Source organism: Capnocytophaga leadbetteri (genome assembly GCF_003054025.1).
GTDB lineage: Bacteria > Bacteroidota > Bacteroidia > Flavobacteriales > Flavobacteriaceae > Capnocytophaga > Capnocytophaga leadbetteri.
On the sequence record NZ_QBKG01000008.1, the window covers coordinates 37,515 to 55,184 of the forward strand.

The 17,670-nt window shown below is 40.5% G+C and carries 24 protein-coding genes; 5 read left to right on the plus strand and 19 right to left on the minus strand.

Features of this window, described 5'->3' with window-relative positions:
• Window positions 1-15: 15 nt before the first annotated feature.
• The 3 genes from C8P65_RS07860 to C8P65_RS12085 are packed head-to-tail and all read right to left on the minus strand — an operon-like array spanning window position 16 to window position 1,205.
• A complete protein-coding gene (locus tag C8P65_RS07860) occupies window positions 16-798 on the minus strand; it encodes a DUF481 domain-containing protein (protein WP_107782336.1) in 783 nt (260 codons plus the stop codon).
• Between the two features lie 59 nt (window positions 799-857).
• Window positions 858-986, minus strand: coding sequence for a hypothetical protein (locus tag C8P65_RS12360; protein WP_281260411.1), 129 nt, complete (start codon window positions 984-986; stop codon window positions 858-860).
• A gap of 51 nt (window positions 987-1,037) precedes the next feature.
• Entirely contained in the window at window positions 1,038-1,205 is a 168-nt protein-coding gene (locus C8P65_RS12085) for a hypothetical protein (RefSeq protein WP_170069092.1), read from the minus strand.
• A 48-nt stretch (window positions 1,206-1,253) separates the two neighbouring features.
• Between C8P65_RS12085 and C8P65_RS07865 the strand changes: the two genes are divergently transcribed.
• On the plus strand, window positions 1,254-4,787 hold the full coding sequence (locus C8P65_RS07865; protein WP_107782337.1) for an AAA family ATPase: 3,534 nt from the start codon (window positions 1,254-1,256) through the stop codon (window positions 4,785-4,787).
• A gap of 3 nt (window positions 4,788-4,790) precedes the next feature.
• Here C8P65_RS07865 and C8P65_RS07870 read toward each other — a convergent pair whose 3' ends face one another.
• The 8 genes from C8P65_RS07870 to C8P65_RS07905 all read right to left on the minus strand — a co-directional run bounded on the left by C8P65_RS07870 (window position 4,791) and on the right by C8P65_RS07905 (window position 10,741).
• A complete protein-coding gene (locus tag C8P65_RS07870) occupies window positions 4,791-5,858 on the minus strand; it encodes a glutaminyl-peptide cyclotransferase (RefSeq protein ID WP_107782338.1) in 1,068 nt (355 codons plus the stop codon).
• Window positions 5,855-7,441: a tRNA pseudouridine(55) synthase TruB gene (gene truB / locus C8P65_RS07875; protein WP_107782339.1), complete on the minus strand. Its 1,587-nt coding sequence runs from the start codon at window positions 7,439-7,441 to the stop codon at window positions 5,855-5,857. The genes C8P65_RS07870 and truB overlap by 4 nt, the downstream gene beginning before the upstream one ends.
• A 13-nt stretch (window positions 7,442-7,454) precedes the next feature.
• On the minus strand, window positions 7,455-8,099 hold the full coding sequence (locus tag C8P65_RS07880; RefSeq protein WP_009733825.1) for an epoxyqueuosine reductase QueH: 645 nt from the start codon (window positions 8,097-8,099) through the stop codon (window positions 7,455-7,457).
• 55 nt (window positions 8,100-8,154) lie between these two features.
• Window positions 8,155-8,601 (minus strand): GNAT family N-acetyltransferase, encoded by a 447-nt coding sequence (locus C8P65_RS07885; RefSeq protein ID WP_107782340.1) that lies wholly within the window; start codon window positions 8,599-8,601, stop codon window positions 8,155-8,157.
• Window positions 8,602-8,622: 21 nt separating this feature from the next.
• The gene (gene pyrF / locus C8P65_RS07890; RefSeq protein ID WP_107782341.1) at window positions 8,623-9,438 is read right to left on the minus strand and encodes an orotidine-5'-phosphate decarboxylase; all 816 of its coding nucleotides are present in this window, start codon (window positions 9,436-9,438) and stop codon (window positions 8,623-8,625) included.
• Between the two features lie 3 nt (window positions 9,439-9,441).
• Window positions 9,442-9,681 (minus strand): hypothetical protein, encoded by a 240-nt coding sequence (locus C8P65_RS07895; protein WP_107782342.1) that lies wholly within the window; start codon window positions 9,679-9,681, stop codon window positions 9,442-9,444.
• Window positions 9,674-10,372, minus strand: coding sequence for an SIR2 family NAD-dependent protein deacylase (locus C8P65_RS07900; RefSeq protein WP_107782371.1), 699 nt, complete (start codon window positions 10,370-10,372; stop codon window positions 9,674-9,676). Before C8P65_RS07900 ends, C8P65_RS07895 begins: the two co-directional genes overlap by 8 nt.
• A 93-nt stretch (window positions 10,373-10,465) precedes the next feature.
• The gene (locus C8P65_RS07905) at window positions 10,466-10,741 is read right to left on the minus strand and encodes an HU family DNA-binding protein (RefSeq protein ID WP_095914603.1); all 276 of its coding nucleotides are present in this window, start codon (window positions 10,739-10,741) and stop codon (window positions 10,466-10,468) included.
• A gap of 199 nt (window positions 10,742-10,940) precedes the next feature.
• Here C8P65_RS07905 and C8P65_RS07910 point away from each other — a divergent pair, with 199 nt between their 5' ends.
• Both C8P65_RS07910 and yajC read left to right on the plus strand, forming a co-directional pair.
• Complete coding sequence (locus tag C8P65_RS07910; RefSeq protein ID WP_107782372.1) at window positions 10,941-11,882, plus strand: transcription antitermination protein NusB; 942 nt, start codon at window positions 10,941-10,943, stop codon at window positions 11,880-11,882.
• Between the two features lie 56 nt (window positions 11,883-11,938).
• Window positions 11,939-12,235 carry a preprotein translocase subunit YajC gene (yajC, locus tag C8P65_RS07915; RefSeq protein WP_009733833.1) on the plus strand — a complete coding sequence of 99 codons (297 nt, stop codon included), beginning with the start codon at window positions 11,939-11,941 and terminating at the stop codon, window positions 12,233-12,235.
• A gap of 60 nt (window positions 12,236-12,295) precedes the next feature.
• Here yajC and C8P65_RS07920 read toward each other — a convergent pair whose 3' ends face one another.
• The 3 genes from C8P65_RS07920 to C8P65_RS07930 are packed head-to-tail and all read right to left on the minus strand — an operon-like array spanning window position 12,296 to window position 13,510.
• A complete protein-coding gene (locus tag C8P65_RS07920) occupies window positions 12,296-12,586 on the minus strand; it encodes a type II toxin-antitoxin system RelE/ParE family toxin (protein ID WP_095914604.1) in 291 nt (96 codons plus the stop codon).
• Window positions 12,558-12,803, minus strand: a complete 246-nt coding sequence (locus C8P65_RS07925) for a hypothetical protein (RefSeq protein ID WP_095914605.1) — start codon at window positions 12,801-12,803, stop codon at window positions 12,558-12,560. Before C8P65_RS07925 ends, C8P65_RS07920 begins: the two co-directional genes overlap by 29 nt.
• 17 nt (window positions 12,804-12,820) lie before the next feature.
• The gene (locus tag C8P65_RS07930) at window positions 12,821-13,510 is read right to left on the minus strand and encodes a PAS domain-containing protein (RefSeq protein WP_107782343.1); all 690 of its coding nucleotides are present in this window, start codon (window positions 13,508-13,510) and stop codon (window positions 12,821-12,823) included.
• Between the two features lie 259 nt (window positions 13,511-13,769).
• On the opposite strand from C8P65_RS07930, the gene C8P65_RS07935 reads away from it, so the two are divergent.
• A complete protein-coding gene (locus C8P65_RS07935; RefSeq protein ID WP_107782344.1) occupies window positions 13,770-14,372 on the plus strand; it encodes a hypothetical protein in 603 nt (200 codons plus the stop codon).
• On the plus strand, window positions 14,362-14,646 hold the full coding sequence (locus tag C8P65_RS07940; RefSeq protein WP_107782345.1) for a winged helix-turn-helix domain-containing protein: 285 nt from the start codon (window positions 14,362-14,364) through the stop codon (window positions 14,644-14,646). The genes C8P65_RS07935 and C8P65_RS07940 overlap by 11 nt, the downstream gene beginning before the upstream one ends.
• A gap of 122 nt (window positions 14,647-14,768) precedes the next feature.
• Here C8P65_RS07940 and C8P65_RS07945 read toward each other — a convergent pair whose 3' ends face one another.
• From C8P65_RS07945 to C8P65_RS12365, 5 genes are all read right to left on the minus strand, one after another.
• A complete protein-coding gene (locus tag C8P65_RS07945; RefSeq protein WP_009733837.1) occupies window positions 14,769-15,395 on the minus strand; it encodes an L-threonylcarbamoyladenylate synthase in 627 nt (208 codons plus the stop codon).
• A gap of 142 nt (window positions 15,396-15,537) precedes the next feature.
• Window positions 15,538-15,957, minus strand: coding sequence for a PaaI family thioesterase (locus C8P65_RS07950; RefSeq protein WP_107782346.1), 420 nt, complete (start codon window positions 15,955-15,957; stop codon window positions 15,538-15,540).
• A gap of 101 nt (window positions 15,958-16,058) precedes the next feature.
• Window positions 16,059-16,655: an SMI1/KNR4 family protein gene (locus C8P65_RS07955; RefSeq protein ID WP_107782347.1), complete on the minus strand. Its 597-nt coding sequence runs from the start codon at window positions 16,653-16,655 to the stop codon at window positions 16,059-16,061.
• A 383-nt stretch (window positions 16,656-17,038) separates the two neighbouring features.
• Window positions 17,039-17,347 carry a hypothetical protein gene (locus tag C8P65_RS07960; RefSeq protein ID WP_107782348.1) on the minus strand — a complete coding sequence of 103 codons (309 nt, stop codon included), beginning with the start codon at window positions 17,345-17,347 and terminating at the stop codon, window positions 17,039-17,041.
• 189 nt (window positions 17,348-17,536) lie between these two features.
• Window positions 17,537-17,668, minus strand: a complete 132-nt coding sequence (locus C8P65_RS12365; RefSeq protein ID WP_281260412.1) for a hypothetical protein — start codon at window positions 17,666-17,668, stop codon at window positions 17,537-17,539.
• Window positions 17,669-17,670: the final 2 nt, after the last annotated feature.

Consider the following 17,670-nt stretch of genomic DNA (forward strand, 5'->3'; position numbering starts at 1 on the left):
TGGCAAATCGTCAAATTAAAATGAAATATTAAGCGCCACTTCCATAGTGTTGTAGTCCTTTCGTACGGGCACAATAGGGTCGGTGTCGTAGATAAGGCGATAGGTGCCCACGATGCCTACGGTAGGAGTGATGTTGTAAGTAAGGTCTGCCGCACCTCCATAGCGAGGTTTGTTAAAAGTGCTATCGGGACGGGTTTGATATATACCGGTAGTGGTAAGCGTCCATTTTTCAGTCAGTTGGAGTTTATAGCTAAGCGATAAATGTGTTTTGATGCTCCTGCTATAGGCGTGCTCGGGTGTATTGGCATCGGGGGCAGGGTGTTGCCATTTTTCGTATTCGAAGAACAAGCTCAAAGCGGCAAACATCAGCGAAGACTTGGTGTTAATCAGCCGATAGCGCGACTGCAAGCCCGTAGAAATCTTGTTGTTCATACCTCTACTCTCAGCCCATTGCGATTCGGCATAAGGATACACCTCAAAAGCGTGGTCTAACAAATAGCGGTATTCTAAATGCAAATATCCTCCGCTCACGATAAGCATTTTGCCATAAGTAGAGAACTCGAACTTATTGATGAGGTTGATAACCCTATTGCGATTGAGCAGCAGGTTGAGGTTGGCGGTATTTTTCAGGGTGAAGACATTAGCCTTTTCGGTTTTAAAATCTAAGATAGGCATTAGGTTACCTTGCAGTGTCTTGGTGCTGTCTATTGTCATTGTAAGGTTTTCCGAGAAGAGCATCTGCGAATAAGTTGCTAGCGAAAAGAGCAATGCGCCCCATAAAAGAAGTAGGTGTTTCATAGTGATTCTTAAGTTTTTTCTTTTTCGGGGGCAAAGATAGCAATAAATTGTTAATCTGCCTATTTCTCAATTTTAAGATAATCTTTCACTTTTGTATCAGCAACATCAGTAAGCCGCATTTTACCATCAGCAGCTTCTAATTTCAAAGCGTTACAACTTGTAACGGTTTCATTTTCTTCTTTTTTCATTTCAGATGATGATTTGTTTTTCAAACAACAAATATAAGCATAATTTACTAATTAGAAAAATTTTTTCTTCCTACCAGTTACATTTGGAAGGATACAGAAAGGATACAGCAAGAGCGAACGATGAGCGAATGATGAGCGAATGATAAGCGAAGGAAAGTCAGCGAGCTGGCGCAGCTGAGTATGTGACGAATGATGAGCGAAGTTTATCCGTATCCTCACAATTGTTAATTTAAGAAATATCCGTACATTTGCCACAAAAAAGATGCGATGAAGATACTATCTGTTTCCCTTTACAATATAGCTTCTATCGAAGGACCTTTCACGCTTGATTTGGAAGCCGAACCGCTGAAGTCTGTGGGCTTATTTGCTATCACAGGGGCTACAGGGGCTGGCAAATCGACTATCTTAGATGCTATTTGTCTTGCGTTATATAACGAAACGCCCCGTCTTGCTGCTACCAAAAGCACCCTGAGCATCAACGATGGTACCGGTGAAGTGCAGGTTAATAACGTTAGAAATCTCCTCCGCAAAGGGGCGACTAATGGTTATGCCAAGGTGGTTTTTCAGGCGGCTGATGCTAAGCATTATGAGGCCGAGTGGCAGGTGCGTAGGGCAAGGGGTAAGCAGCAGGGAAATCTTCAGCAGGAAACGATACAGCTTACTAATCTGACTGATAATGAGGTGTTTGCTGAGAATAGAAAAACCCTTGTTTTGGAGAAGATAAGGGAGCTGATAGGGCTTTCGTTTGATGAGTTTACCAAGTCGGTTATTTTAGCACAAGGTGATTTTACTTCCTTTCTGAAGGCGAATGACGATAAGCGTTCGGATATATTAGAAAAGCTGACCGGTACCGAGATATACAGTCAGATTTCTATGAAGGTATACGAACTTAGCAAGCAGCACCGCACAGAGCTTGAACTTTTGGAGCGACAGCTGGCACAGCTTAGTTTCTTATCGTCTGCCGACCGAGAAGCAATAGAAAAGCAATTGGCTGCTGATAGCCAACAACTTAAGGCGCTTCAGGAGGAACTTGATACATTAAAAGCACAACAGCAGTGGTACGCTGATTATCATTCGCTTTCAGATGGGTATCAGCAGGCTATGGCTGAGAAAGAAAAGGCTATCACTGAGAGGAGCGCACAAGCTGACCGTTTCTCTCAACTATCTATTATTGAGCAGCTGCAGGCGGTAAAAGCGGATATTCTGCTGCAACAGCGGGAGGAAGCACAACTACAGCTTGCCGTGCAGCAGTTGCAAGCCGCTCAGAGCGAGCAGCAACGCTTGGCTACAGACAAAGCAACGGCAGAGGTTGAGAAATCTACAGCAGCGGAAGAACTCGTGGCTGCCCAGTCGGTGTATGAGACTGCTAAGCCAGCTATCGACAAGGCAAAGGCATTGGAGGTGCGTTTGGCTGAAGCACAACGGCTGCTAACCGAGAAGCAAGCGCAGCAGCAAGTCCAGATGCAACAGTTGCAGGATAAACAAAAAGAGCTTTTGGCTAAGGAGGAAAGTATAGCAAAGGGCGAGCAATACAAGCAAGAACGACAATCGTGGCTAAATGAAAATGCGGCTTATAAGTTGCTCAGAGACAACTATCAATGGTTGCAGGCATTGGCTGTAGAAAAGGAAGAACTCTCGAGGCTTATGGCTGAAAATGCTGATAAAATGGCTCGTTTAGAGGTTCAATATGAGGCACTTCCGCTCAAAGAAGCGACTTTTACCCTTGAAGAGGTATTGCAACAGCAAAAAGACTACCGAAACCAGCTGCAAGTCTATCAGGCGGATAGGCTTTTGGCACAGCATATTCAGACCTATACTACTCAGAAAGAGGCTTCGGAAGCGCTTATTGCTGAGGGAGAACAACAGGTAGCAGAGTTGGCTGCAGCTCTTATTGGTTTGCAAAAACAGCTTTCTGAGGTGCAAATTGAGTGTAAAACGGCAGAGCGCATATATGAGCGCACTCGCGAGGAGAACTCGCAAAATATAAGCTTATTACGCGAAAAATTGGTAGAGGGTGAGGCGTGTCCGCTCTGTGGGTCGCTGCATCACCCTAGTGCACATAAAGCTATTTCTGAGCAACTGGTCGATACGGTGAAACAAGAATGGGAGGCAGTGCAGCAGCGTTTGGCTACCCTCTCTAAGTCGATAGCACAGAAAGAGGCAACACAGCAAGCTACCCTTGAACGCATAGCCGAGGCGCAGGAGCAACAGGCGTGCTATCATCAGCTTGTAACCGAGACGCAAAGTCAATTGCAGCAGTCGGCTTTTTATAGCACTTATCCTGCGGAGGGGCTACAGGCATACCTCGAGCAGTGTTGTGCTGACACGCAAGAACGTTTGGCGGAAAGTGAAATGCTTTTTGGGCAACTTAGTCGCCTAAAGGATTTTACTACACAAAAAGAAAGCCTTGTGGCTAAAAAAGAGGAGTACCGCAAACAAGAAGAAGGACAACTGAAGCAGCTCGGTACTTTGCAGCTTTCAGAAGCTATGCTACGGCTCTGGAAAGAGGATACTGCAGCTTTTTCTTCTGAAGTAACAAAGGCTAAAACGGAGTACACTCAGCAAGAAGCGCACTTACAAAAGGCAGTTGAACGGCTGCAGTTGCTTTATCAAGAACAATCGTCTCTCGCTACTGAAGTAACGGCTTTAGAAAGCCAACTTACGCAACTACAGACTACCCTACAGACAGATACAACACAATATGAAGTGCTTAAGGCTGAACGCCAATCTTTATTAGAGGGGGAAGAGGCTGCTAAGGTAGAAGCGACTTTGCAAGGGACACTTGCTGCGGCTAAAGCGCGTTACGAAGCAGCGCAAGACCATTACAACTCCCTTTTGCTAAAAGTAACAGCTAATGATAAGACGGTAGAGTCGCTCGCAGAACGGCAACAGCATAGTAGAGAGCGCATCGCTGAAGCTACCGAAAAGATAAACAATTGGATAGCGACCTATTATCCTGAGCAGCAGGCGTACCTCCACGCACATAAGGTAGAATGGGCTAATCGAAGTCACGAGTGGTTACAGTCTGAGCGGGCAGCCCAGCAGTCGCTTGAAGAGCGGATAGCCAAATACGACACGCTTTCTAAAGAAAAACAACAGCAATTAGAGGCGCTAAAGGATAAACGCCCGCTATCTCTTTCTGAAGAGAAAACTATAAAGATATGTGAGGAAAAGATGGCGGCAGAAGAACCACTACAGCAGCAGGTGATAGCACAAAAATCGCGCTTGCTCACCGATGAGCAGCAACATCATATAGCTGCTGATTTGCAGCAAAAAGAGAAGGAGAAACGCGAAGTAGTCACCCAATGGGATAAACTCAACAGCCTGATAGGCAGTCATTCAGGCGGACTTTTTAGGCGGTATGCACAAGAGTATACCCTCGATGTGCTGCTGCAGTATGCCAATGTGCAGATGAAGTACCTCAATAGGCGCTATACCTTATCGCGCATACCTAACTCGTTGAGTTTGCAGGTACTCGATAATGATATGGCAGCTGAGGTACGCTCGGTGTATTCGCTTTCAGGAGGGGAATCGTTTTTGGTGTCGTTGGCTTTAGCTTTGGCGCTCTCGTCTTTGTCGTCTACAAAGATGAACGTCGAGACTTTGTTTATTGACGAAGGCTTTGGCTCCTTAGACACCGATACACTATCGGTAGCCTTAGATGCCTTAGAAAGTCTTCAGAATCAAGGGAAGAAAGTAGGGGTTATCTCGCACGTACAAGAGATGGTAGAGCGCATAGCCGTGAAGGTAGTGGTTGAGAAGGAAGGTAACGGGCGAAGTAATATAGTCGTTAGGAGTTAGCCGTTAGTCGTTAGGTAGGAATACTACTTCGAATATTTTACTCCAGTTCTTACCTGTAATGAAGAATGTATGTCGTATAGGGTGATAAGCGATGCCGTTTAGGACGTCTACATCAGGGGTTTTCTCTACTTTGTCTTTAAGTCCGCGTACATCTACTACGCCTTCTATAGCTCCATTTTCAGGGTTTATAATCATAATGCCGTCTTTTAGGAAAGTATTGGCATAAATCTTTCCGTTAGCGAACTCCAATTCATTAGCATACGTATACAGCGACTTATCTGTGCAGAGTTGCAAACTATCTATTTCAGCAAAAGTCTCTGGGTGCAGTAACCATATCTTCTCGGTACCATCACTCTTGTATAGTTTATCACTCCCGTTATGGCAAAGCCCCCAGCCCTCTTTGCTCTTTCCGTAGGTAAAGGTCTTCACTACTTTTAGCTGTTGGTCATATACAAACCCGATATTCTCGCGCCACGTTAGCTGCAATATCTTCCCTCTGAAAACCGTAGCCCCTTCACCGAAATAGATAGGTTGTAGGGGTACATTCTGGTATACTTCCCCTGTAAAAAGATTCCATTTTCGTATAGAAGACTGTTTGTATTGCCCTGTGCTTTCTACCAAAGTATCGCCTATAAACTCTAATCCTTGAGTGTAGGCTTCTTTGTCGTGGGGGTATTCATTAAGTATTCTATAGCTAAGGAGTTTAGGGGCGTGCTGAGCGAGTATCAGAAGAGGCTTTTTTACGGTGTATTGCTTGCCGTCATTAGTCTGTACGCTTACACTTAGGAACTGTTTGCCTAAAAGCAAGTTTTCTAATACTATCTTATCGCCCAAAGTAGTTACTTGCTGCTGGTGTATCTGGTACGAAGTCTGCTGCACAGTGCCCTCAAAACGCGGGTGGTGTATGCTTATCTGTAGGGTGTCGCCTAAGTGGTATTCTTTCTTTTTAGGCGAAATATCTATACTGAAAGCGTCTTGTGGGGTAGTAGTAGGGTTGTGCTTGCAAGAGGAAAGTCCTAATAGAAGGGCGGCAAGCAGTAAAAGTTGGCGTGTAGGTGTCATCGTATTCATCTCTTTTTTTGAAATATGTAAGTAATAGTTCCTATTTGTTCTTTCTTATTGGGTGCTGCGTCAAACTTAGCTTGAACGGCGTAGCGCAATGAGTTTTCTATTAAGCAATCATCAGTGGTAGTAGAGGCTTGTTTATCAATAGCAGTCTTAGTTACTCGTCCAGCCTCGTTTACCGTGATGATGACCACCACTTGTCCATCTTGCTCGCAGGTAAATACAGGATTAGGTATAGTGCCGTTTCTACCTGCAAGGGCGTATTTTACTAACGTATGTTTGTTAGCTTTATCAGTTACAGCTAGAGAAGTATTAGGCTGTTGCGATGGCTGTGGTACTACTGCCAAGTCGGTAGGGGTATTGCCTGTTACTAAAACCTCTTTGAGGCTTGCCATCTCTTGAGCAGTGCGCTCTGCCATTATCTCATCTAATGTTTTAATGTCAGCACTATGCTTTAGTTGTGGGTCGGCTTGGTTGTAGGCGTTGGTAGTAAGAGCAGTCTTAGCTGTAGCTGCTTCATCAGTAGTAGTAGGAAGAGGAGTATCGGGTAGGAGAGGAGTGATAACCTCCTCAGGAGTGGTTGTTACCTCTATCATTATCCCTTTAGGCTGCCCACTCAGTTGCAGAGCCAATAGGGTAATGACTGTAACAAAGAGCACGAGTAGGGTTAGTGAGATAGCTTTATCGGTAGGGGTAAACATACGAGCAAAAGCCCTGAACTCTCTACTGATAGCACTGCTTTTCTTCTTTTCGTTTCTTCCTAAAATGGCTCTTACATCTATAGCTTTTTTGGTAGGCTTGGTGTGCTGTCTGCGATGTTCTCCGTATACATCATTCACCGACTTCTGCAGAGGAAATTGCTCGATGATAGTAGTTAGGATAATCGGCTTTCTAAGGTCGGGTATATTGGTTGCTACAAAATCATCGGGGGTAAGAGCTTCTGCTACAGTATAGTCGCCTATTTGGGTGCGTCTAAGAGCTGACAGATAGCCCGCTGATTGCAGCGCTTTGCCAAAATCATTAGCTAAAGAGCGTATATAGGTACCCTTACTGCATTGTACTTCAAAATGTAATAGAGGAAAATCAGTAGTGTCTATCTCGAACTTGTAAATGAATACTTGGCGAGAAGGTACTTCTATGGCTTCTCCCTCGCGAGCGAACTCGTATAAACGCTTGCCATCTTTTTTAATAGCTGAAAACACGGGGGGCACTTGCACTTGCTCCCCTAAAAACTGTTGTCTCACTTGTTCTATGAGAGCTGGCGTGATATGGTCAGTAGGGTAGTGAGCGTCTACTTCGGTTTCCATATCGAATGAAGGGGTAGAAGCCCCCAGAGTAATAGTGCCAGTATAGGTTTTAGGAGCGTCTTGTATTTCGGTTATTTTCTTAGTATATTTGCCAGTACATATTACCAATAAGCCAGAGGCAAGCGGGTCTAAAGTACCTGCGTGCCCTATTTTTATTTTCTTTAGTTTATAGTGCTTGAGTATTGCCCATTTTATTTTGTTTACCGCCTGAAATGATGACCATTGCAGGGGTTTATCTATGAGCAATATCTTACCTTCTGAAAATTCTTGTGCTGTAATCATATTGGCAAATTAGCTAATTTCCGTAGTATTTTTCACCTATGCGTATTTTCTCTCTTCCGTTTTCTACACGCCATTTGTTAGCATCGCGTAGCGAAAAAGCGCAACCACAGTACTCTTGTTGGTAGAACTTCTCGCTTTTGCAGATTTCCATATTGCAGGCAGAGCCGCCATTTTTGCGCCAATTGTAGTCCCAATAGGTAAGGCCTTCGTACTTGCTGGCTGCATTTTTGCCAGCTTCGTTCACTTGGTTGAGGTCTTTCCAGCGCGAGATACCTAAGGAGGTAGCAATGGTATCAAAGCCATTTTCGTGAGCATATAGGGCAGTGCGCTCCATACGCATATCAAAGCACATTGCACAACGGCTGCCGCGTTCAGGCTCAAACTCCATACCTTTAGCACGAGCATACCAATTATCGGTGTCGTATTCGGCATCAACAATAGGTACACCACACTTTTCGGCAAAGCGGATATTCTCGTCTTTGCGTATTTCGTATTCCTTTTTAGGGTGAATGTTAGGATTATAAAAGAAGATAGTAAAGTCTATCCCCGAACCCTGAATTGATAGTATAATAGAGCCCGAGCAAGGCGCACAGCAAGTGTGCAATAGCAGTTTTTTGCCATTGTTGGGCAATACCAGATTCTTGTGAACTAATTCCATAGTGTTGAAGTCTTCTTTTTTATGAGGGGGCAAAAATACGAAGAAATCGCTAATATCAAACCACAGGAGGGTACATTTCTTTCAGAGCATTTACAAATACCTCTGTACCTTTGCGCTTAAATCCCTCATTTTCATACAGTCGTATGGCGGCTTCATTAGTAGGGGCGGTGAATAAAAGAATCTCGCCCAAGCCTAATTCTCTCCCTTTGCTAATAAGGGTTTGTATCAGTTGGGTGCCTATTTTCTTACCACGTGCAAACTCGTCTACTACCACATCTTCTATCCAGCCCTTGTAGCCCGAAATCACTTTGTAGACAGCCATTGAGGCCATACCGTGTAGTCTGCCGTCTTCTATGTAGCCAACTACATATGGAGCACTATTTTCGTCTTCAAAGAGTTCAGAAAGAGCCCGTTGGTAGCGTCTGCTTAGCATTGAAAATAGGCGATGCGCATCTTGCTCTATTTCCTTAGTAATCATTTCTTTCGTTAGAAGTGTAATCATATCAATTAGTAATTTAGAAAGTTAGTAAATATTTGTCATTAACTTCTTCATTTCTTCCTGCAATTCTTGAGCTTTTTCAGCTGCTACGGTGGCAAAATCTTCTCCTTTAGAGGCGTAGATAATGTCGCGCGATGAGTTAATCAACAGTCCGTATTGGTCATTTAGTCCGTAGCGACATACTTCTTCTAAGCTGCCTCCTTGTGCGCCAACCCCTGGTACTAACAGAAAGTGGTTAGGCACTATCTGCCGTATTTCTTTCAAATATTCGGCTTTGGTAGCCCCTACTACATACATCAGCTGCTGACTGTTTTTCCAGCTGAGCGAGGTGCGCAACACTTTCTTATAAAGCGCTTCACCCTCTATCTCTTGGGTCTGAAAGTCGAAAGCTCCCTCATTAGAGGTCAGGGCAAGCAGTATGGTGCTTTTATTTTCGAAAGCCAAAAAGGGCTCAACCGAATCGCGCCCCATATAAGGAGCGACAGTCACGCTATCGAACTGCATATCTTCAAAGAACGCTTTGGCATACATCGTAGCAGTATTGCCTATATCGCCGCGTTTGGCATCGGCTATGGTGAAAATTTCAGGGTGAAAAGTGTTCAGATAGTCAATGGTTTTCTTTAGCGAACGCCACCCTTTTTCGCCGTGTGCCTCATAAAAAGCAATATTAGGCTTATAAGCTACTGTAAAAGGGTGTGTAGCCTCTATAATAGCCTTGTTGAAGGCAAAAAGAGGGTCTTCTTCGGCTAACAAATGGCGTGGTATTTTGGTAATATCAGTGTCCAACCCCACGCATAGCAGCGATTGTTTGGCTTTTATCTGTTCGATGAGTTGTTTCATAGTTTAATAATTTTCTTGTTCTATGCGGGCAACCTCGCGCTCGTAGAAATTAAAGGCTTCAGCTATTAGGTTTTCGCTTTCAGCTTCTAATTCTTTAGTATCTTCTTCTTCAAACTCTTCTAACCATTCTACCTCATCGGTATCTAAGTTTAGTACAAAACGTGGGTACTCAAGGTGTACCACAAACATGGCATCGGGCATATCAGTATTATCGCCCAATATAAATTTAGGAAAATTACTCATTGTTCTCTTTTTCTTTGATTAATGCTATAGCTTTAGCTACACCAGTTGATGCCTTTTCGGCTATAACGGTTAGCCTACCTTTGCTGGTGATAGAGGGGCGTGGGTCTATATAATAAATAGGTACGTTGTCTTCAGCACAATTCATTAGTCCAGCTGCCGGATATACTTGTAGCGAAGTGCCTATAACCAGCACTATATCAGCACTTTCTACCTCTTCAGCTGCTTTCACTATCAGGGGTACATCTTCGCCAAACCACACAATGTGAGGGCGTAGTTGGGCACCTGTGGGGGTCAAATCGCCTACCTTTATGTCGCCAGTACAATCGTATATTTCGTTAGGGTCGTCAGCACTGCGCATTTTCAGAAGTTCGCCGTGTAGGTGAATGATATTTTTGCTACCGGCGCGCTCGTGTAGGTCGTCTACATTTTGGGTGATAACCACTACTTCATAGTCTTTTTGCAGTTCAGCTAATAGTAAGTGGGCAGCATTGGGCTGTACGCTTTTCAGCTGTTTGCGCAAACCGTTGTAGAAGTTGAGTACTAACTCAGGGTTCTTCTCAAAGCCATAGGGAGTAGCCACCTGCTCTACATCGTGCCCTTCCCATAGTCCATCAGCATCGCGGAAAGTCTTCACCCCACTTTCAGCACTAATTCCTGCGCCAGTAAGTACTACTATTTTTTTCTTTTTCATATGGTCAGTCTTTTTGGTTTTCTTCTCTCGTCTTTCATCTCTGAAAAAAAAGAGCCTCTTTATCATCACAAAGAGGCTTTTTTTTTCGAGCAATTACTTGTTCACAGCGTCTGCCAATTCAGTTCCTGCTTTAAATTTCACAACTTTCTTAGCAGGTACTTTGATAACTTCTCCTGTACGTGGGTTTCTTGCATCTCTTGCTTCTTTCTCAGCTACTGACCAAGCTCCAAAACCTACGATAGAAACTTTGTCACCTTTGGTTAGGGCTTTTTCAACGCTTGAGAAAAACGCTTCTACAGCCTTTTTGGCATCCACTTTTGATAATCCTGCCTCAGCAGCGATTGCATCAATTAATTCTGTTTTGTTCATAAGATAACTCTTTAAATAAAGTTAATTGGCACAAAGGTACTAATATATTTATTCATAGCAAATCTTTAGCCCTAAAAAAAACAAATTTGGCAAAAAATTAACATTTAATAGTGTTTTTTACCCCTTTTTCTTGGCTTATTGCAGCTTTTTTACTACTTTTGCACCCTCAAAAACAAGTAAAAGAGGTTCTTATAAAATTATGCTTACAAGACGACATATTAGGGCTAAAGTGATGCAGTCGGTTTATGCAATGCAGCAAAGCCAAAGTCAAGACTTAGACAAAGAAGTAAAGTACTTAGAAAATAGTGCTAATGAGATGTACGACCTATATCTTCTTCATCTATCGCTCCTCACCGAGCTACACGCCTACGCTATCAAACAAAGCGAGGTAGCTCAGAAAAAATATTTAGCGACTCCTGCCGATACTAAGCAGCACCAGCTAATCGCTAATAATAAGTTTCTTACCCTCATTAGCCAAAACGAATCACTGCAAAAAGCAATAGAAACTGCCCAAATGAATCTCTTTGATCTTCATTACGAATACGTCAATAACTTCTATAAGGCGATATTAGAAAGTGATTATTACAAAGAATACGCTGGCAAAGAATCTTCTTTTGCTACTGATAGAGACTTTGTGGTAACTATTTTCGAGGAAATTATAGCTCCTGACGATGATTTTTATGAGTTTATTGAAGACCATAATCTCACTTGGGTAGATGATTACCCTATTGTCAATACTTTTATTGTCAAATTGTTTAAGAATTTGCGTCCTAACCCTCCTATTAAATACTTTACACCCACTCTTTATAATACAGACGAAGAAAAGCTATTTCTGTCAGACCTATTTAAGAAGACAGTGCTTAATGACAATAAACTAAAAGGGTTTATAGATGATAAACTTACTAACTGGGATAAAGAGCGTGTAGCGGTACTCGATAATATACTGCTAAAGATGGCAGTATGCGAGCTGCTTTATTTCCCAAGTATTCCGATAAAAGTAACAATAAACGAGTATTTAGAGCTTTCTAAAGAATATTCTACCCCTAAGAGTAGCCTATTTATTAATGGAATACTGAATGTGATACACAAAGAGCTTGAAGAAAAAGAACTTATAAATAAAATAGGGCGCGGTCTCCTTTAGTAAGGGAGCGTATTTTGCCTTACAACAGCTAAATTTAATAACTAAATATATAAATAATGCAAACATTAAATCAATTAGCACCCTTTATACTGATGTTCGTGGTGCTGTACTTTTTGATGATTCGCCCTCAGATGAAGCGACAAAAGCAAGAAAAGAACTTCATACAAAATATGAAGAAAGGCGATAAAGTAATAACCAAAGGTGGGGTACACGGACGTATAGTAGAACTTACTGACGATACTTGTGTTATCGAAACGCTTTCAGGCAAAATAATGTTTGAGCGTTCTGCTATCTCTATGGAATTATCAGCTAAGTTAAAAGCTGCTGAAAACAAAGATTACAAAAAAGCATAAAAGCTAAAATCAGAACTAAAAAGGGCTATCCTACAATTAGGATAGCCCTTTTTATATAATTTACAAAGGTTTTTGTTTTGAACTTCTAAAAAACTGAATAATCACAACATTTTGTTCTTCTAAAACATCGTAATATATTACAAATTTACCTTTTAAGAAGTGTCTCCTATACAATTTTAATTTATTACTATATTTAGCTAAAAAGTAAGGTGTTTCAGCGAGCTCAAGTTCTAATGTTTTTACTGCTTGCATTATCTTCAAAGAATATTCAAATGAACCATTATGTTCTTCCCAATAATCAAGAGTGTTAAAGAAATCTTGCTTAGCCTCTGTATTCCATCTTACTTCCATATCTTTCTATCATTTCTCTATGAAGTTCCTCACTGCTTATGGTCATTCCAAGTTTTGATAGCTCTCTTGCTCTCTCTATTTTCTTTAACTCTTCAGCTGATAAATCATAATAAAAATCATCTTCTCTCTCCTCAAAAATAGGAGAATTAGTTTCTGAGAATTTTATATTATAATTGAGTACTTCTACTTCATTATTGTTATAATTAGCTGTTCTCATAATAATATTTTTAATTCTTAATTTGTTGAAAACAATTTAGCAAAGAAACTTTTGCGCTGTAGTATATTTTCTTCTTTGTGATCTTCACTAAAGATATCATCAGATATTTCGTAATCGCCTAAAGTACTTTCGGTATCAGTGTGTGTATTCACTGGCTCGAAGCGTATTTCGCGTTTAGAGTCATCAAGTATATCCATAACATACTCAATGTACGATTTACCTTGTTTTTCTAAAAAACCTTTGAAATAGCGGTTGCTAAGCTCCATACCACCAATTTTCTCCAATTTTAGGAGCGTTTGGTATAGTGGCTCTATATGGTCAGTGATTACGTGCTCGGGCACAGCACGGCGGCGTGCCATAATAGTTACCACCTCGCCCATAATATTGCGTCCTACCTCAAAGTCAGTAATTACCCAGTAATACCGACCCGATTTGGCTAAGTTCTTTATAATAGCGTGAAAGTTGCGCCCTGCCAAAATATTGTCCCACGTTACCTTAAATACTATTTTAGGCATATCAGGGTGACGGATAATATTGTGGGGTTTTCCTAACAATTCACTTGCTGAATAACCACAAACATCTATAAACGTTTGGTTTACGTCAGTGATATTGCCAAATCTATCAGTAGTACTGATGATAGTTTTGGTTTTATCCCACACTACTTCCTCATTGATGGGGGTGGGTTTATTTATTACTTGTTCTGACATACGATTTATGATTTATATTCAACGGCGACAAAAGTAGAGTTTTAAAATCGAAAAACAAAATAACGAACTATCTTTTTTTGTGATATATGTAACAATAATTTTGTAAGTAGCTGATTTTTAAGTGTAATAGTATGACTTTCTGTTCCCATTTTGGAGGAAGTAAGAAGGAGGTTACAAAAAAAGTTTGCTAAAAATTTGGTTTATATTATAAACTAACTTATATTTGCAGCGAATTTATAACATTAAATATTTTAAAACTATGGAATTACAAGTAGCCGACAGCTTGAAAATCATTCAATCTGTCATCAATCAACGAAAACAAAAGTACGAAGAGAACGGTTTCTTCCTTATCTTTTGGAGTGTGCTCATTATGCTTGCAGGCATTATTCAGTTTGTGATGCTTATTACCGACTATTATCCCAAACAATCAGGTTTGGTATGGTTGATATTAATGCCCATTGGGTTCTTTTATAACTTATGGGCGAAAATTAAAAATACAAAGCGCAAAAAAGCTGAAAAAAGCTATAATGATTGGACGGATTGGCTTTGGTTTATAGCAGGTATTAATGCTATGATAGCTTTCTTAATCCCTTGGTCAATCTTTGACTCTTTTCTCACTGCTTTTTTAATTATTTATCTGCCCTTCACCTTTGTGGCTTTAACGATGGCATTGCAAATGAAAATGAAGCTATGGATAGCTACCTGCCTATTGGCTTTTATAATTATTTACGCAGTACAATTTATTCCTTTTAGTCAGGAAGTTTTTCTGCCTTTGCTCAGTAGCCTTATAGCGGTTTTGCTATTCTTAGTGCCTGGTATTCAATTTAATAAAGAATATAAAAAGAGAAATAATGTTTGCTGATTTAAATCCTATTTTGCATTCGCAATTGCGTTTGGCTATCATTTCGCTATTGGTTTCAGAAGAAAAAGCCGACTTTGCTCGTATTAAAGAAGTTACTAAAGCCACTTCGGGCAATATTTCGGTACAAATTCAGAAGTTAGAAGCAGCGGGCTATATCAGTATCAAAAAAACATTCAAAGAAAATTACCCTAATACTGAAGCCCAGCTTACCCCTAAGGGACTTTCAGCTTTTGAAGAATATATCGAAGCACTGAAAAGCTATATTAGTCATTAGTGGGTTAGTCGCTAGTCGTTAGCTGTTAGTCGTTAGTGGGTTAGTCGTTAGTGGGTTAGTCGTTAGTCGTTAGCTGTTAGTCGTTAGAATAGAGTCGCCTTCTAACGACTAGCGACTAATGACTAACGACTAATAATATCAACGTCTCCTTTCCCCTCACGTATAACCACTGGTTCATCACCCGATAGGTCAATGACAGTAGAGGCGGTATTATCACCATACCCGCCGTCAATCACTATATCTACAAGGTTTTGCCATTTTTCAAAAATCAGTTCGGGGTCGGTAGTGTATTCTATCACATCATCTTCATCGTAGATAGAAGTCGATACTATAGGGTTGCCCAATCGCTCTACTATGGTGCGTGCTATCAGGTTGTCGGGCACGCGTATCCCAACCGTTTTTTTCTTCTTAAAGTCTTTAGGCAGGTTGTTATTGCCCTGCATTATAAAAGTATAAGCCCCTGGTAAAGCGCGTTTTAGCAGTTTAAAGGTACTGCTGTCTATCTGTTTTACGTAATCTGATAGGTTCTTTAGGTCAGAACAAACGAATGAGAAGTTCGCTTTTTCGAGCTTCACACCTTTTATGCGTGCTATCTTTTCGAGGGCTTTGGTGTTGGTAATGTCGCACCCTAAGCCATACACAGTATCTGTAGGATAGATGATAAGACCACCATTGCGCAGTACTTCCACTATCTTAGCAATCTCCTTTTCGTTAGGATTTTCGTTGTAAAGTTTAATAAATTGAGCCATATTTTAGTTTTTAGTCCTTAGTTTTTAGTCCTTAGTTTTTAGTCGTTAGTTTTTAGTCGTTAGTCGTTAGTCGTTAGCTGTTAGTCTTTAGTGGTTAGTTTGTTACTCCTTAGTCTTTAGGTCGCTTTCTAACGACTAACGACTAACCACTAACGACTCTAATCGTTGTAAATTTGCAGTACGAAATCAGTTTTTCTTCTTGGTTTGTCACCTTTATATCCCAGAGTTGTAGGGTACGTCCGGCGTTTAGGCACACGGCTTTAGCATAGAGAGTATCGCCTACTTTACCAGGGCGTAGGTGGTTGGCACTCAGTTCTATACCGCGTATTTGTTCCTCCCCCTTTCGACATAGCAAAAAGGCAGCTATACTACCAGCCGTTTCAGCCAGCGCAAGAGTAGCCCCACCGTGTAGCACGCCATCTACTTGCGTTACTTGGTCGGTTACGGGCATAGAGAGGGTAACCGACTGCTCGGTAATCTCGGCTATTTGCATTTGCCACTGTCGCATTAGGTTATTGGCAGGGAGAGCGTCCCATTTTAGCTGTAAATCATCTTTGTTCATAGTAAGTTTTTAGAAAGAAAATAGAATTTAAAAAGCAAAACTACAAAAAATAATGCAATTAGCCCATATTTTCTATATATTACAAGTTTAACAACCTTTCATTACATTACTACTGATTCATCAAGCCATTCAGTAAACCATGATATAAAAGATACTCTTTCCCCTTTTTCGTTCAATAGAGGTTTTAATCCTCCATAATCAATTCTTCCATCAAGCCACATATTGCCATACTCTTCACCGTTTACAACTAATAAATAAGTGGCTCCGTGCCCTATATGACAAATTTGCAAACAACCAGTGATATGATTAGTACTCATATACTTCTCTAATACTTCATCATCAGGGCGTTCCCCCCTATCCCAGTCAATAGCATCAATCCATTCATCTTCATTCCATTTTTCATTATAAGGAAAAGGCTTAGATAGATTAATTGCAGGATTATCTCTAAGTTTAAAATCAAACATTGACTCTTGCAAAGAAAGTAATCCTTGTCTTGGACCTATACAACCATTTCCTATTTTTGTTATAAATTCTCTATAATCTTTAGGAAGTATTATATTGTTCTTTTTTTCTATTTCAGAAACTTTATCTTCTGAAATCGTAGGGTTTATAAATACCTCTTTAGGAACAATTGATTTTAAAGTGTTTGGATGTGCTAATAAAAATAGCATCTTCTTTTTAATATAATCTATTTGCATAATAATTTATTTACAACCATTATATATTTTCTCTTCTTCGATAATCTCCATTTCATATTTCTTTGCAAAATTTTTAAGAGCTACAGAACATCTATCTACCTAAACCTATCTACTCACCACTCCCAGCCCTCCCAGCCTTCTCATTCCTCCCACCAGTCTCACCAGTCTCACTCGTCTCACCTGTCCCACTCGTCCCACTTGTCTCACCACTCCCAGCCTTCTCAGCCTTCTCATTCCTCACACTCGTCCCACCTGTCCCACTCGTCTCACCAGTCTCACCAATTCACTACCTATGTAGCTTGCAGTTATATTGTGTTAATGGTTAGCATATTATGCTCTTAACAATATATTTGAAAGATTACCAATACTATCAATATCTCCAATTACCATAAACTTGTTTTATATACTTCTTTATAAAAAGTATTAAATAAGACAAAGAACATATCCAGAGCCTTTTCTTCAGTTTCAAATTTATAATAAAGGATATCTGCCCATCCTCCACTACCTCCTACTTTGTATTTTTCTTGTAGCCATTCATAAAATTCTGTGTATAAGACACTCGCCCTTACATCTTCTTTATCATCACGATAATACCAACCATCAATAAATACCTCGAGACTAAATATACTATGTTTTCTAATGAACAATTTAGGAATAGGCTTAATAAGCTTTATGAGATCTATAACTGTCATAATATAAAAATTAAAATTCAGTTTTTGTTTCTGTATGTGTTATATTAGGTATAAATTCTAAACTATTCTTCCACTTATTATATTCAATCCCTTCGGGACTAATATTATCAAAAATGGTATTTTCAACCTTATTATATTTCTCAGGTATTTTATCTGCTAATTTTCTAACTTTTTCAACATTCTTACAATCTAATCCCAACCTATCCACTCACCACTCCCAGCCCTCACAGCCTTCTCATTCCTCCCACTTAATTTTAAATGTTTTTCAATGTGGTCTAAATAGTCATCACAATACTTCAGTTTATAAATTTCTTCTTCCATTT

Coding starts and splice junctions, on each gene's coding strand:
- C8P65_RS07920 (WP_095914604.1), bottom strand. CDS start 12,586: ATGGAAGTAAGATGGAATACAGAGGCTAAGCAAGATTTCTTTAACACT.
- C8P65_RS07880 (WP_009733825.1), bottom strand. CDS start 8,099: ATGGAATTAGTTCACAAGAATCTGGTATTGCCCAACAATGGCAAAAAA.
- C8P65_RS07870 (WP_107782338.1), bottom strand. CDS start 5,858: ATGAATACGATGACACCTACACGCCAACTTTTACTGCTTGCCGCCCTT.
- C8P65_RS07940 (WP_107782345.1), top strand. CDS start 14,362: ATGTTTGCTGATTTAAATCCTATTTTGCATTCGCAATTGCGTTTGGCT.
- C8P65_RS07860 (WP_107782336.1), bottom strand. CDS start 798: ATGAAACACCTACTTCTTTTATGGGGCGCATTGCTCTTTTCGCTAGCA.
- pyrF (WP_107782341.1), bottom strand. CDS start 9,438: ATGAAACAACTCATCGAACAGATAAAAGCCAAACAATCGCTGCTATGC.
- C8P65_RS12360 (WP_281260411.1), bottom strand. CDS start 986: ATGAAAAAAGAAGAAAATGAAACCGTTACAAGTTGTAACGCTTTGAAA.
- C8P65_RS12365 (WP_281260412.1), bottom strand. CDS start 17,668: ATGGAAGAAGAAATTTATAAACTGAAGTATTGTGATGACTATTTAGAC.
- C8P65_RS07930 (WP_107782343.1), bottom strand. CDS start 13,510: ATGTCAGAACAAGTAATAAATAAACCCACCCCCATCAATGAGGAAGTA.
- yajC (WP_009733833.1), top strand. CDS start 11,939: ATGCAAACATTAAATCAATTAGCACCCTTTATACTGATGTTCGTGGTG.
- C8P65_RS07945 (WP_009733837.1), bottom strand. CDS start 15,395: ATGGCTCAATTTATTAAACTTTACAACGAAAATCCTAACGAAAAGGAG.
- C8P65_RS07905 (WP_095914603.1), bottom strand. CDS start 10,741: ATGAACAAAACAGAATTAATTGATGCAATCGCTGCTGAGGCAGGATTA.
- C8P65_RS07925 (WP_095914605.1), bottom strand. CDS start 12,803: ATGAGAACAGCTAATTATAACAATAATGAAGTAGAAGTACTCAATTAT.
- C8P65_RS07960 (WP_107782348.1), bottom strand. CDS start 17,347: ATGACAGTTATAGATCTCATAAAGCTTATTAAGCCTATTCCTAAATTG.
- C8P65_RS07865 (WP_107782337.1), top strand. CDS start 1,254: ATGAAGATACTATCTGTTTCCCTTTACAATATAGCTTCTATCGAAGGA.
- C8P65_RS07935 (WP_107782344.1), top strand. CDS start 13,770: ATGGAATTACAAGTAGCCGACAGCTTGAAAATCATTCAATCTGTCATC.
- C8P65_RS07900 (WP_107782371.1), bottom strand. CDS start 10,372: ATGAAAAAGAAAAAAATAGTAGTACTTACTGGCGCAGGAATTAGTGCT.
- C8P65_RS07895 (WP_107782342.1), bottom strand. CDS start 9,681: ATGAGTAATTTTCCTAAATTTATATTGGGCGATAATACTGATATGCCC.
- C8P65_RS07910 (WP_107782372.1), top strand. CDS start 10,941: ATGCTTACAAGACGACATATTAGGGCTAAAGTGATGCAGTCGGTTTAT.
- C8P65_RS07950 (WP_107782346.1), bottom strand. CDS start 15,957: ATGAACAAAGATGATTTACAGCTAAAATGGGACGCTCTCCCTGCCAAT.
- C8P65_RS07885 (WP_107782340.1), bottom strand. CDS start 8,601: ATGATTACACTTCTAACGAAAGAAATGATTACTAAGGAAATAGAGCAA.
- truB (WP_107782339.1), bottom strand. CDS start 7,441: ATGATTACAGCACAAGAATTTTCAGAAGGTAAGATATTGCTCATAGAT.
- C8P65_RS07955 (WP_107782347.1), bottom strand. CDS start 16,655: ATGCAAATAGATTATATTAAAAAGAAGATGCTATTTTTATTAGCACAT.